The sequence below is a fragment of the Pseudomonas sp. GW821-FHT09E12 genome (assembly GCF_059416085.1).
Window position 1 is genome coordinate 298,781 of the sequence record NZ_JBWKOM010000004.1, and the last position, 13,716, is coordinate 312,496.

General features: G+C 66.1%; 10 protein-coding genes and 1 pseudogene. 6 read left to right on the forward strand and 5 right to left on the reverse strand.

Translation table 11 applies throughout. From position 1 onward, the window contains the following. Nucleotides 1–807: 807 nt before the first annotated feature. From ntrC to AC07PQ_RS13335, 4 genes are all read right to left on the reverse strand, one after another. A complete protein-coding gene (ntrC, locus tag AC07PQ_RS13320; protein ID WP_007929941.1) occupies nucleotides 808–2,244 on the reverse strand; it encodes a nitrogen regulation protein NR(I) in 1,437 nt (478 codons plus the stop codon). Beyond that, nucleotides 2,241–3,326, reverse strand: coding sequence for a nitrogen regulation protein NR(II) (gene glnL, locus AC07PQ_RS13325; protein ID WP_007929942.1), 1,086 nt, complete (start codon nucleotides 3,324–3,326; stop codon nucleotides 2,241–2,243). The genes ntrC and glnL overlap by 4 nt, the downstream gene beginning before the upstream one ends. A 358-nt stretch (nucleotides 3,327–3,684) precedes the next feature. After that, entirely contained in the window at nucleotides 3,685–5,097 is a 1,413-nt protein-coding gene (locus tag AC07PQ_RS13330; protein ID WP_007929943.1) for an MFS transporter, read from the reverse strand. 195 nt (nucleotides 5,098–5,292) lie between these two features. Beyond that, nucleotides 5,293–6,192 (reverse strand): LysR substrate-binding domain-containing protein, encoded by a 900-nt coding sequence (locus AC07PQ_RS13335; protein WP_493185680.1) that lies wholly within the window; start codon nucleotides 6,190–6,192, stop codon nucleotides 5,293–5,295. Between the two features lie 112 nt (nucleotides 6,193–6,304). Between AC07PQ_RS13335 and AC07PQ_RS13340 the strand changes: the two genes are divergently transcribed. The 6 genes and pseudogenes from AC07PQ_RS13340 to AC07PQ_RS13365 form a co-directional block, all read left to right on the forward strand. Next, nucleotides 6,305–8,026 carry an acyl-CoA dehydrogenase family protein gene (locus AC07PQ_RS13340; RefSeq protein ID WP_493185681.1) on the forward strand — a complete coding sequence of 574 codons (1,722 nt, stop codon included), beginning with the start codon at nucleotides 6,305–6,307 and terminating at the stop codon, nucleotides 8,024–8,026. Between the two features lie 32 nt (nucleotides 8,027–8,058). Beyond that, the gene (locus AC07PQ_RS13345; RefSeq protein WP_493185682.1) at nucleotides 8,059–9,246 is read left to right on the forward strand and encodes a CaiB/BaiF CoA transferase family protein; all 1,188 of its coding nucleotides are present in this window, start codon (nucleotides 8,059–8,061) and stop codon (nucleotides 9,244–9,246) included. A gap of 71 nt (nucleotides 9,247–9,317) precedes the next feature. Then, the gene (locus AC07PQ_RS13350) at nucleotides 9,318–10,112 is read left to right on the forward strand and encodes an enoyl-CoA hydratase (RefSeq protein ID WP_493185683.1); all 795 of its coding nucleotides are present in this window, start codon (nucleotides 9,318–9,320) and stop codon (nucleotides 10,110–10,112) included. Then, the gene (locus tag AC07PQ_RS13355; protein WP_493185684.1) at nucleotides 10,109–11,635 is read left to right on the forward strand and encodes a 3-hydroxyacyl-CoA dehydrogenase; all 1,527 of its coding nucleotides are present in this window, start codon (nucleotides 10,109–10,111) and stop codon (nucleotides 11,633–11,635) included. Before AC07PQ_RS13350 ends, AC07PQ_RS13355 begins: the two co-directional genes overlap by 4 nt. A 35-nt stretch (nucleotides 11,636–11,670) precedes the next feature. Next, nucleotides 11,671–12,873: a 3-oxoadipyl-CoA thiolase gene (locus tag AC07PQ_RS13360; RefSeq protein WP_493185685.1), complete on the forward strand. Its 1,203-nt coding sequence runs from the start codon at nucleotides 11,671–11,673 to the stop codon at nucleotides 12,871–12,873. A gap of 27 nt (nucleotides 12,874–12,900) precedes the next feature. Next, nucleotides 12,901–13,158 (forward strand): annotated as a pseudogene (locus AC07PQ_RS13365) (methylated-DNA--[protein]-cysteine S-methyltransferase); the annotation flags it as partial. Here the strand turns inward: AC07PQ_RS13365 and AC07PQ_RS13370 are convergent. Further along, the gene (locus AC07PQ_RS13370; RefSeq protein WP_493185686.1) at nucleotides 13,130–13,645 is read right to left on the reverse strand and encodes a DUF4124 domain-containing protein; all 516 of its coding nucleotides are present in this window, start codon (nucleotides 13,643–13,645) and stop codon (nucleotides 13,130–13,132) included. The pseudogene AC07PQ_RS13365 and the gene AC07PQ_RS13370 sit on opposite strands and share 29 nt — an antisense overlap. Nucleotides 13,646–13,716 lie beyond the last annotated feature (71 nt).

The window sequence follows — 13,716 nt, forward strand, 5'->3', positions numbered from 1 at the left end:
AGGGGATTCCCGGCCTGCCTGTACCAAGGTCCCCAAAAGCGTGAGGGCTGGGCGCTGATTGCGCCGGGCCCGGTGTAAAGAGGGGAAGCCCCGGCCTGCCTGTACCAAGGTTCCCAAAAGCGTGAGGGCCGCGCTGATTGCGCTGGGCCCGGTGTAAAGAGGGAATCCCCGGCCTGCCTGTACCAAGGTTCCCGAAACGGGTGGGGCTCGTCGCTGTGAGCGTAATGAGCCCGGGTGTTAAAGAGGGAATCCCTGGCCTGCCTGTACCAGGGTTCCCCAAACCGGGTGGAACCCGTCGCTGCGAGCGGTATGGGTTCCGGGTGTAAAGAAGGGGATTCTCGGCCTGCCTGTACCAAGGTCCCCAAAACGGGTGAGTGACTGCACTCATGATCTTGTCTTTGCAGGGGGCGTGCCAATTTCGGCTTAAACGGTTAAGCGAATTTTCAAGAAAATCTGAAAGCCCCGGTTTACGGGGCTTTCGCCGTTGTGTGGAGATGTTTTTGCGAGAAAAATCGAGATCGCCCACCGGGAAATCCCACGTCCAGCCGCGCATTCGGGCAGTGCAGGCTCACCATTGCGGTGCACAAAAAGCTTCGCGGGCAAGCCTCGCTCCTACAGAACCCCTTCATCTGTAGGAGCGAGGCTTGCCCGCGATTGGATCTGTCATTCGGCACAGCCCGAATGCCTTGCACTGTAGCCGCTGCCGAAGGCTGCGATCGCGACCGAAGGGCGCGCAGGATCTCAAGATCGCTGAAGGCCTTCGGCCTTATCGCAGCCTGCGGCAGCGGCTACAGGGGGTTACGCGGCTCAGCCCTCGTCGCTGTCGTCGTCATCCCCGCCGTCGACCTTCATCCCCAACTCCTTGATCTTGCGCGTCAGGGTGTTGCGGCCCCAGCCCAGCAGAACGGCGGCGTCGCGGCGGCGGCCGGCGGTGTGCTTGAGGGCGGTCTCGATCATGATCCGCTCGAAGCTCGGCACCGCGCTGTCCAGCAGGCTCGACTGGCCGCGTGCCAGGGCCTGGTCGGCCCACTGGCGCAGGGCCTGCTCCCAGTTGGTCACCGGCGCCGAATCCTGGGGCAGGCTCAGCAGTTCCGGCGGCAGGTCGCTGATATGCACCTCGCGACCCGAAGCCATCACGGTGATCCAACGGCAGGTGTTCTCCAGCTGGCGCACGTTGCCGGGCCACGGCAGGTTCTTCAGGTATTCCTCGGTCTCGCTTTTCAGCAGCTTGGGCTCGACGGCCAGCTCCTGGGCGGCGCGGCTGAGGAAGTGCTTGGCCAGGGTCGGGATGTCTTCGCGACGGTCCGACAGGCGCGGGATATGGATGCGGATCACGTTCAGGCGGTGGAACAGGTCCTCGCGGAACTTGCCGGCGTGCACCAGGGTTTCCAGGTTCTGGTGGGTCGCGGCGATGATGCGCACATCGACCTTGACCGGCGTATGCCCGCCAACCCGGTAGAACTCGCCGTCGGCCAGCACCCGCAGCAGGCGGGTCTGGGTGTCGGCCGGCATGTCGCCGATCTCGTCGAGGAACAGGGTGCCGCCGTCGGCCTGTTCGAAGCGCCCGCGCCGCAGGTTGGCCGCGCCGGTGAAGGCGCCTTTTTCATGGCCGAACAGCTCGGATTCCATCAGGTCCTTGGGGATCGCCGCCATGTTCAGCGCGATGAACGGCGAAGCCGCCCGCGGGCTGTGGCGGTGCAGGGCATGGGCCACCAGCTCTTTACCGGTACCGGACTCACCGTTGATCAGCACGGTGATGTTGGAGTGGCTGAGGCGACCGATGGCGCGGAACACCTCCTGCATCGCCGGCGCTTCACCGATGATTTCCGGGGTGCGGGCCAGCGCGGGGATCACTTCCAGGCCCTGCTGCTCCTGGGCGTGCTGGTTGGCGCGCTTGACCAGGGACACCGCTTCGTCGACATCGAACGGCTTGGGCAGGTACTCGAAGGCGCCGCCCTGATAGGAGGCGACAGCGCTGTCCAGGTCGGAGTGCGCGGTCATGATGATCACCGGCAGGCGCGGGTGCTGCTCGCGGATCCGCGCCAGCAGGTCCAGGCCACTGGCGCCGGGCATGCGGATGTCGGAAATGATCACGTCCGGTTGCTGGCGGGCCAGGCGACTCATCACACCATCGGCGCTATCGAAGCTCTGGGTGGTCATGCCTTCCTGTTGCAAGGCTTTCTCCAGAACCCAACGGATAGAACGGTCGTCATCGACGATCCACACGGTTTCACTACGGCTCATGTCGATGGGGCTCCTTGTTCCAGTGGCAGAAAGATCGAGAACGTGGTGTGGCCGGGATGGCTGTCACACTCGATCAGGCCCTGGTGCTGGCTGATGATGTTCTGGGTAATGGCCAGGCCCAGCCCGGTACCGTCCGGACGGCCGCTGACCATGGGGAAGAAGATGGTTTCCTGGAGTTCCGCGGGGATCCCCGGGCCGTTGTCGATGATCTCGATCTTGGTCACCAGGCGGTGGCGCACGTGGCCGATGGTGAACTGGCGCATGGTGCGGGTGCGCAGGCTGATGCGGCCCAGGCGCAGCTCGTTCTGGCTGCTGATGGCCTGCATGGCGTTGCGCACGATGTTGAGCACCGCCTGGATCATCTGTTCGCGGTCGATCAACACATCGGGAATGCTCGGGTCGTAGTCGCGCACCAGGGTGATGCAGCCCTGGCTTTCGGCTTCCACCAGGCTGCTCACGCGCTCCAGCACTTCGTGCACGTTGCACAGGGCCAGCGACGGCAGCTTGTTGGAACCGAGCATGCGGTCCACCAGATTCCGCAGGCGGTCGGCCTCTTCGATGATGACGTTGGTGTAGTCCTTGAGGTTCTCGTCCGGCAGTTCGCGGGCCAGCAACTGGGCGGCGCCGCGAATCCCACCGAGGGGGTTCTTGATCTCGTGGGCCAGGCCGCGCACCAGCATCTTGCTGGTTTCCTGCTTGGACAGCTGGGCCTCTTCCTTGGTGATCCGCAGCAGGCGGTCACGGGGGTGGACTTCCAGCAACAGCAGGGTGTCGCCATTGCTCAGGATCGGCGTCACCGCGTAGTCCACGGTCAGGGTCTGGCCGGTCAGCGCGGTGAGCATGGCTTCGCGCTTGGTGAACGGGTGCGCCTGTTCCACCGCCTGGCGCAGGGAGCTCAGGGCTTCGGCCGACTCGGTGAACAGTTCGCTGATGAATTGCCCATGGCTGCGCTGGCCACTGATGGCCAGCAACATCTCCGCCGCCGGGTTCATGTACTCAAGGCGCAGGTCGGCGTTGAGCAGGATGGTCGCGGTGGTCAGGTTGTCGAGTAGCAAGCGGTGCAGTTGATCGCTGATGGTCATGGGTAAATGTTGACCTCTTTTGAAACAAGGCAATCCCGGGCCGGCCCAGGATTGCGCGCGCGAACAAGGCGCTGGTATCGAGAAAATGCAAAAACCAAACCAAGGCTCCGAAAAGAAGCGCTCGAGCCCTGAAACAGACGTTTAAAGTTCTGTTTCGCAGCGCTTTGCCGGCTGCGCTGGGTACTTTCGAACCAAAATGGGCTGCGGATGGGTGCAGGTGCAGCTTGATGCACCAATATAGTGCGATTTATCCGAGGCTGCGCTAAAGAATGGCTAGCCGCGCGCCGGTCCAGAATTCGCCGCGCACGCAAAAAGGCCCGCGTGCTGGCGGGCCTGGAAGTGTGCGGCGGATGGCTGATCAGTGGGCGGGCTGGGCGTCCTTGTCGATGCCCGGTGGTAGCGTGGCGGGTGCCTCGGTCAGCGGTGCGGCGCGGGGTTCCCGGGCCAGTTCGTCGGCGTCCGCCTGCTCGGCGGTGGACAGGTCGGCGGCGTTGTGGCCGATGCGCTTGAGCAGCAGGAGCATGCACACCAGGGACACCAGGGCATAGCCAGCGGAGGCGATGGCCACGCCGAGAATGCTCCCGGTGTTGTTGAGAATGCCCTGGGCCAGGACCGGCGTGGCGCCGCCCACCAGCAAGGAACAGAGCTGGTAGGAAATCGACAGGCCGCTATAGCGCACCCTGGTCGGGAAGGCGCGGGCCAGGATGCCGCCGACGGCGCCATAGAACATCGAGTGCGGCACGGTGGCCAGGCACATGCCGAGCACGGCGATCCAGTAGACGCCGGTTTCCACGGCGAAGAACATCGCCGGCATCAGGAAGAACTCCGGCAGCAGCATCAGCACCACGGCCTTGCGCATGTCCATCCTGGAAACCAGCACCGCGCCCAGGGGCTGGGTGATGAACTGCACCACCAGGGCGATGACGATCACGCTGAGAAAGGTGCTCTGGCTGTAGCCCAGCTCCTTGGTGGCCCAGGACAGGGCAAAGGTGCTCTTGAAGTAGGTGACATGGATGATCGGCAGTACGCCGGCCCCCAGCAGCACGATCTGCCAGTGTTTGCGCAGGACCTCCAGGATCGGCAGCTTGACGGTCTTTTTCTGCTGGATCAGGCGCTTCATGTCGTCCGATTCTTCGAGCTTGAGGCGAATCACCATGCCCACCAGGACCAGTGCCGCCGAGAGCAGGAACGGAATGCGCCAGCCCCACAGCAAAAAGTCCGGCGCGGGCAGGGCGCTGAGGCCGAAGAACACCAGGGTTGCCAGCAGGTTGCCAGCCGGCGAGCCCTGCTGGGCAAAGGCCGCATACAGAATGCCTTTGCCCTTGGGCGCGCTTTCGCTGGCGATGAGGATGGCGCCGCCCCATTCGCCGCCCACCGCGATGCCCTGGATGATGCGCAGCACCACCAGGGCAATCGGCGCCCAGATACCGATCTGCAGGTAGGTCGGCAGCAGGCCGATGCAGGTGGTGGCCACGCCCATCATGATCAGGGTGATCACTAGGGTGGTCTTGCGCCCGATCTTGTCGCCCAGGTGGCCGAAGATGATGCCGCCGATGGGGCGGGCGATGAAGCCGGCCCAGAGGGTCAAAAACGACAGCAGGGTGGCGGTGCCCGCAGGCAAGTCGGCGGGGAAGAACACCTTGCCGAAGACCAGCGCGGCGGCGATTCCGTAGGCGTAGAAGTCATACCATTCGATGGTCGTGCCGATGAACGAAGCGATTCCTGCCTTGCGGGCTTTCTTGTGCGCGGCAGCGTGCTGGGCGGCATTCATATTCAATTCCTGCATGTTGTTATTGTTATTTGCGCCGCGGAGGTTCGTCTGACGACGGCTCCGGATACTCATTGCACGAATGGGCGCATCACGTACTTGCAAGGTCCGACGGCACGGAGCCTATACAGGCAGGAATGAAAAAAATAATGATTAAATCTTATTGTGTGATATGGGATTTCGTATGGTCGACAGCCCTCAAAGTCCCGGCGCCACGGGCTTTTGCAGGGCCTTGAGGACACTCAGGAAACTCTCCGCGGCGGCCGACGGTTTGTCGGCATGGCGGATAGCGTGGACCTCGGACAACGCCCCGTCGCCGCTGATTTCGCAGTAATGCACACCCTCTTTCCAGGTGCCGGCCAGGGTCTGCGGGACCAGGGCCACGCCCATTTCATACGCCACCATCGCCACCACCGTTTGCCACAGCCGGGTTTCGTGGCGGATACGCGGGCTGAACCCGGCCGCCACGCAGCGCGCGATGATCAGGTCGTGGTAGTGCGGCGAGACATTGCGTGGGAACAGGATGAAGTCGTCGTTGGCCAGCTCCGCCAGATCGATGCGCGACTCGCCCGCCAGCCGGTGGCCCTGGGGCAGGCAGCAGAGGAAGGGCTCGGCGAGGACTGGCTCGCCGCGGATGCTCTCGGGAAAGTGGCTCCAGTGCACGAAGCCGATATCGATCTGCCCGCGCTGCAGCGCCTGGGCCTGCTCGGCGCTGTTCATCTCCATCAGCACGATCTCGGTGTCCGGATGATCCTGCTCGAAGGTCCTCACCGCCTGCGGCAGGCCGCGATGCAGGATCGAGTTGACGAAACCGATGCTCAGCCGACCGACGAAACCCTGGGCCGAACGCAGGGTCAGGCGCCGCGCCTGCTCGGCCCGCAGCAGCAGGTAGCGGGCTTCGTCGAGCAGCACCTGGCCGGCGTTGGTCAGGCTCACCGACTTGTTGTTGCGGCTCAGCAACTGCACGTCCAGCTGGCTCTCGAGCTTCTTGATGTCGAAGCTCAGGGCCGGCTGAGAGATGAACAGGCGAGCGGCGGCCCGGCCGAAATGCAGCTCTTCGGCGACCGCGACGAAGTAACGAAGCTGTTTGAGATCCATGCTGGCGTCCTCGCTTTACGATCTGGTTTTCTTATCGTAGTGGATTGATTTTGTATTAGATACTTATCGATGGCGACTCTAGTCTCGGGGCACAAGAGCCTGGAGAGACGCCATGACTGCCCTGCCTGAACCTGCCCAAGACACCCTGAATATCCCCGATAGCCGAGGCCTGAACCTGTTCGATTGCGACGCCGGGCTGGCGGCCCTGCTCAAGGTCTACCTGGCGCCGCAACTGTACGCCCAGTGGTTGCCGAGCCTGCGCCAGCTCGGTGCGCGGGCCGGTGGCGAGCTGGATGTGCTGGCACTCTCGGCGGACAAGAACCCGCCGCAACTGCGGCCGCGCACCCGCCGTGGCGAAGACCTGCAGAGCATTTACAAGCACCCGGATTTCATCGCCCTGGAGCGCGCCGCCTATGCCGAGCTGGGCCTGGCCTCCATGAGTCATTGCGCCGAGCCGGTGCTGCCGCTGGTCAAGTACGCCCTGACCTTCCTTTTCGTGCAGGCCGAGTTCGGCCTGTGCTGCCCGGTGAGCATGACCGACTCGCTGACCCGCACCCTGCGCAAGTTCGGCTCGCCGGAGCTGGTGGCGCGCTATCTGCCGTCCCTGGCCTCGCGGGATTTCGACCGCTTGTTCCAGGGCGCGATGTTCATGACCGAACAGGCGGCCGGCTCCGACGTGTCGCGCACCGAAACCCGCGCGCGCCTGGAGAGCGGCGAGTGGCGGCTGTTCGGCGACAAGTGGTTCTGCTCCAACCCGGACGCCGACCTGGCCATGGTCCTGGCCCGTCCGGAAGACGCACCGGAAGGCCTGAAGGGGGTCAGCCTGTTCCTGCTGCCGAAGGTCCGCCCCGATGGCTCGCGCAACGCCTACCGGATCCTGCGCCTGAAGGACAAGCTGGGCAGCCGCTCCATGGCCAGCGGCGAAATCAGCCTGGACGGCGCCACCGCCTACCTGATCGGTGAGGTCGGCCGCGGCTTCCAGCAGATGGCCGACATGATCAACATGTCGCGCCTGTCCAACGGGGTGCGGGCCGCCGGGCTGATGCGTCGCGGGGTCAACGAGGCGCTGTATGTCGCCCGCCAGCGCCGGGCCTTCGGCCGCCATCTGATCGAGATGCCGCTGATGCAGCGCCAACTGCTGAAAATGATGCTGCCCGCCGAGCAGGCCCGTTCGATGTTCATGCAGATCGCCACGCTGCTGCCCAAGGCCGATGCCGGCGACGAGGCGGCGCGCAAGTGCGTGCGCATCCTCACCCCGCTGATCAAGTTCCGCGCCTGTCGCGATGCGCGCCGGGTCACCGGGGACGCCATGGAAGTACGCGGCGGGGTTGGCTACATCGAGGAGTGGAGCGATGCGCGGCTGGTGCGCGATGCCCACCTGGGCTCGATCTGGGAAGGCACCAGCAACATCGTCGCGCTGGACATCGCCCGCGCCGTGACCCGCGAGCAGGCCCTGGAGCCGCTGCGGCACTACCTCGCCGGCCTGCTCGCCGAGGCCGACCTGCCGGCGGCCAGCCAGCGCCTGTTCGAGACGGTCCTGCAACGTGCGGTCGCGGCCATCGAAAAGGTCGCGCAAGAGCGCCGCGACGACCAGGTGCGCCTGGCCGGCAGTGCCCTTTATCACACTGCCACGGCGATCTTCATGGCCTGGGAAGCGAGCCGCCAGGCCCCCGATTACCGGCGCCTGGCCCTGGCCCATCTGCTGCTCCAGCACAAGCTGCTGCCCCGCGATCCGCTGCGTCCGGAGGCATCGATTGAGCCTGAGCTGCTGACGCTCCTGGCCAATGAGAGCGCGCTGTCGAAAGCCGATGCGATGCAGCTGTTGCCGGCCTGAACGGCCTTGCCCATTTTTGTCAGAGAACTGCCATGAACCATTCAAAAGGGGCCCTGGCCGGCCTTAAAGTCATCGACCTCAGCCGCGTGCTGGGTGGACCCTACTGCTCCCAGGCCTTGGCCGACCACGGCGCCGAAGTGATCAAGCTGGAGCCCCTGAGCGGTGACGAGACCCGCGGCTGGGGCCCGCCTTTCGAGGGCGCCGACGCTTCGTATTTCAGGGGCGTGAACCGCAACAAACAGGGGATCGCCGTGGACCTGTCCCGACCCGCGGGCATCCAGCTGCTGATGCGCCTGCTGGAAGACGCCGACGTGCTGATGGAGAACTTCAAGCCCGGCACCCTGGAGCGTTGGGGCATCGGTTATGCCGAGGTGCTGAGCCAGCGTTTCCCGACCCTGATCCACTGCGCGGTTTCCGGTTTTGGCGGTGACGGCCCGCTGGGCGGGTTGCCCGGCTACGACGCGGTGATCCAGGCGATGGCGGGGCTGATGAGCGTGAACGGCGAAGCCGACAGCGGCCCGCTGCGCATCGGCCTGCCGATCGTCGATATGGTCACCGGGCTGAATGCCCTGGCGGGGATTCTCCTGGCGCTCAACGAACGCCACCGCAGCGGCCTGGGGCAGTCCCTCGACATCACCCTGTACGACTGCGGCGTGTCCCTGCTGCACCCGCATCTGGCCAACTATTTCGCCGCTGGCAAGACCCCGCAGCGCACCGGCAACGCCCATCCGAATATCGCGCCCTACGACAGTTACCGCACCGGCACCGAGCCGATCTTCCTGGCGGTCGGCAATGACCGGCAGTTCGCCAAGTTGTGCGAACAGCTGGACGCCGGCGCCTTGCTGGACGACCCGCGCTTCGCCGACAACGGCTGTCGCTCGGTCAACCGCGAGGCGCTGAAGCAGGCGCTGGAGGCGCGCCTGGCCGAGCACGACGGCACGGCCCTGGCGCAACGGCTGATCCGCCTGGGCGTGCCCTGCGGCTCGATTGCCTCGATCGACAAGGTGGTCGCGCACCCGCATACCCGGCATCGCGGCCTGTTGGTGGAGATCGGCGACTACCGCGGCGTCGGCTCGCCGGTGAAGCTGTCGCGGACCCCGGCCAGCTATCGCAGTGCTCCGCCGGCATTGGGCGCGAATACCCGCGAGGTTCTCGAAGGCCTGGGCCTCGACAACCAGACGATCGAAAACCTGTTCGAGCACGGCATCGTCCGCGAGTGAAGGGCTGCGCCCAGAGTCCCGACCGGGCCTCTGGCGCGCTTCTCAGGTTCCTATCTGCATCAGGAGACTCCATGAATCCCGAGTCCGTTAGCCCCCAACCCCTGGTCCTGCTGGAGCGCCCCGCACCGGGCGTGGCGCTGCTGCGGCTGAACCGCCCGCAGGCGCTCAACGCGCTGAACATGGCGCTGCGCGAGGAGCTGGCCGAGCACTTTCGCCGTCTGGACACCTGCCCGGATACCCGGGTCGTGGTACTCACTGGCGGCGATACGGTGTTTGCCGCCGGCGCCGACCTCAGCGAGCTGGTGAACGCCAGCGCGCTGCAGCTCTATGCCCGGCATGCCGAGCGCCACTGGCAAGCCATCTCGGCGTGCCGCAAGCCGGTCATCGCCGCGGTGAATGGCTACGCCCTGGGCGGTGGCTGTGAGTTGGCGATGCATTGCGACCTGATCGTCGCCGGCCACTCGGCGCGTTTTGCCCAGCCGGAAATCAAGGTCGGGGTGATGCCCGGGGCGGGCGGCACCCAGCGCCTGCTGCGCGCCATCGGCAAGTTCCAGGCGCTGCGCCTGCTGCTTACCGGTTGCCAGGTCCCGGCCGACGAGGCGCTGCGCCTGGGCCTGGTCAGCGAGGTGGTGGCGGACAGCGAGACCCTGCCGCGGGCCCTGGCCCTGGCCGCCAGCATCGCCGGCATGCCGCCGCTGGCCGTGGCGCAGATCAAGGAGGTGGTGCTGGCCGGCATGGACCTGCCGTTGGAGCAGGCGTTGGTGCTGGAGCGCAAGGCTTTCCAGCTGCTGTTCGGCTCCCATGACCAACGCGAAGGCATGCAGGCCTTTCTTGAGAAACGCAAACCGGAGTACCAGGGGAAATGACCACACAACCATTGCAACGCATCGGCCTGGTTGGCACCGGCGCGATGGGCCGGGGCATCGCCCAGGTCATGGCCATGGCCGGGCTCAAGGTATTTTTGTTCGATGCGCGCCCGGGTGCCGCGGGCATGGCCCGGGAGCAACTGGCGACGATCTTTGCCCAGCAGATCGAGAAGGCCCGCATCACCCCGCAGGACGCCGCGGCGGCCATGCTCAATCTGGAAGTGGTCGACAGCCTGCAAGCGCTGCGTGACTGCCAACTGGTGATCGAGGCGATAGTCGAGGACCTGGCGGCCAAGCAGCAGCTGTTTCGGCAACTGGAGGAGGTGCTGGCACCGGATGCGATCCTGGCGAGCAATACCTCGTCGCTGTCGATCACCGCGATTGCCTCGGTGTGCCGCTATCCGGAACGCGTCGCCGGGCTGCACTTCTTTAATCCGGTGCCGCGGATGCGCATTGTCGAGGTGATCGACGGCCTTGCCACCCGCGTCGGCGCGCGCTTGCAGGAGCTGGTCCGCGCCATCGGCTACTACCCGGCGCGGGCCAAGGATTCTCCCGGCTTTATCGTCAATCATGCCGGGCGGGCCTTTGGCACCGAGGCGTTGCGCATCCTCAGCGAGGGCGTGGCCCCTGCATGGCGGATCGATGCGCTGCTGCGCGACAGCGCCGGTTTCGCCATGGGGCCGTTCGAGCTGCTCGACCTGATCGGCCTGGATGTCAGCGTGCCGGTGATGGAGTCGGTCTACCGGCAGTTCTATGAGGAGCCGCGTTATCGGCCTCACCCCGTGCTGCGGCTGATGCTGGCGGGTGGGCACCTGGGGCGCAAGAGCGGGCAGGGCTTCTACCTCTACGACGAGCCAGGCGATACGCGGCGCCCGCCACAGGCCGTGCCCTCTTGCGCGGTGCTGCCGCCGGTGTGGATCGCCGCCGACGACGAGGTCGGCCGGCTGCGTCTGCTGGACCTGCTCGAACGCCTGGGGGCCCGGATCGAGAACGGCCTGCGACCTTCCACCTCGGCCTTGTGCCTGGTGGCGCCTCTGGGCGATGACGCCAGCGAAGCGGCCCTGCGTCATGCCATGGATCCGTCGCGCACCGTGGCGATCGACACCCTGACCGCGCTCGACAGCCAGCGCTGCCTGATGCTCAACCCGGCGACCCGTGAAGACATGCAGCACGCCGCCCACGCACTATTCAGCGCCGACGGCGGCACGGTGACGCTGATCCGCGACAGCTGCGGCTTCATCGTCCAGCGCACCCTGGCGTCCATCGTCAACCTGGCCTGCGACATCGCCCAGCAGGGCATCGCCTCGGTGGCCGATATCGACGCCGCGGTACGCCTGGGTCTCGGCTATCCGCTGGGGCCGCTGGAGTGGGGCGACCAACTGGGCCCCGAGCGCCTGCTGCAGATCCTCGAGCGCCTGCACGCCCTCACGGGCGACGCGCGTTATCGCCCCAGCGGCTGGTTGCGCCGTCGGGCCCTGCTGGGCCTGTCCCTGCGCCAGCCGGAAAACCCGCTGCCGGCCTGAGGCCTGCCGATCCCTACTGCTGCGAGAGTCCTTTCATGCTTGATGCCTATATCTACAGCGGCTTGCGAACCCCCTTCGGCCGGCATGGCGGCAGCCTCGCCAGCGTGCGCCCGGACGACCTGGTGGGGCCTTTGCTGGCGCGTTTGCTGGAAACCTCGGGGCTACCGGCCGAGGTGCTGGAAGAGGTGATCCTCGGGTGTACCAACCAGGCCGGCGAGGATAGCCGCAACCTGGCGCGCAATGCCTTGCTCAGCGCCGGGCTGCCTTGGCGCGTGCCCGGGCAGACGGTCAACCGCCTGTGTGCCAGCGGCCTGTCGGCGGTGATCGACGCGGCCCGGGCGATCACCTGCGGCGAGGGCCGACTGTACCTGGCCGGCGGGGTCGAGAGCATGTCCCGGGCGCCCTTCATCATGGCCAAGGCCGAGAGTGCCTACAGCCGGACCCAGGAGGTGGCCGACAGCACCATTGGCGCACGCTTCGCCAACCCGCGGCTGGTCGAACGCTACGGCAACCACAGCATGCCCGAGACCGGCGATAACCTGGCCCGACTCTATGCCATCAGCCGCGAGGACGCCGATCGCTTCGCCGCCGCTTCCCAGGCGCGCTACCAGGCGGCCTTGCAGGCCGGAGTGCTGGACGGAGAGATCATGGCCGTCGAGGTGGCGGCCGGGCGCAAGGGCCCGGCCTTGACCGTCTGCGATGACGAACATCCGCGCCCTCGCTCCGACCTGGCGGCCCTGTCGCGCTTGCCGACGCTGTTCGCGGAGGGCGTGGTGACCGCCGGCAACGCTTCGGGGATCAACGATGGCGCGGCGGTGTTGCTGCTCGGCAGCCGTGAGATCGGGAGGGAACATGGGGTCGCGCCCATGGCGCGCATCCTCTCGTCGGCGTCGGTCGGCGTGGAGCCGCAGTTCATGGGTATCGGCCCGCACAGGGCGATTCTGCTGGCGTTGCAGCGGGCCCGCATCGGCCTGGAGCAGCTCGACCTGATCGAGATCAACGAGGCATTCGCGCCACAGGTGCTGGCTTGCCTCAAGGCCCTGGACCTGGATTTCGACGATCCGCGGGTCAACCCCAATGGCGGCGCCATCGCCATCGGCCACCCACTGGGCGCGTCCGGGGCCCGGCTGGTGTTGAGCGCCTGCCGTACCCTGCAACGCAACCACCAGCGTTACGCCGTGGTCAGCCTGTGCGTGGGCGTGGGCCAGGGTGTAGCCATGGTGATCGAGCGCGCCTGATCTACCGCTCGGCGTTGTTTCACTCCGGGCACTAGCCATAGTTATGCCGAGGTGGCGAGCAGCATCGGTTCGGCCTCCGCCGTGCGGGCCGTGGCCCGGGCCAATGGCGCCAATCAGATCGCCATCGTGATTGCCTGTCACCGGGTGATAGGTTCCGACGGTTCGCTCACCGGTTATGGCGGCGGGCTCTGGCGCAAACGTTGGTTACTTGAGCATGAGCGGCGCCTGTACCCGCAGATTTCGGCGCGCCAAAACCTCAGGGCCGATGAACCCGTTGCAGGGTGAAGGTCAGCGTCGGACTTTGCTGCACCACCCGCTCGCCATCGAGCACCTGCACCGCCAGGCGGTGCTCGCCGCGGTCGATGTTCACCAGTTGCAGGCTCGGCAGGTTGCCGGGCTGGCCATAGGGTTGGTCGTCCAGCAGCAGGCGCAGGCGATGTTCGTTGTGCAGGGACGGTTGCAGGCGGACCTCGACGTTGAAGGAGCCGTTGTTGGCGCGGATCACTCCGCCGTTCGGTACGCCGCTCAGCTCCAGGGTGGTGTAGGCCAGTGCGCTGGAGGGAGGTGTTTGCACTGGCTCGACGCCGGGCGGTGTGGTCGGCCGGGGTGCCTCAATGCGATTCAGCGGCGCCAGCTCGACGGCCTGACCGGGCACGCCGGCCGGCGGCTGATCGCTGTAGGCGGTATTGCCGCGGGCGTCGGTGTAGCGGTAGATCTGCGCGGCGACCGGCAGGGCGGTCAGCAACAGCAGGTAGAGACAGTGCACACGCATGGCGGCTTTCCTGGGCGCTTGGGTCGGCGGCTGCAAAGATGAAACTGCCTCCAGCATAGAACCGCGAACCG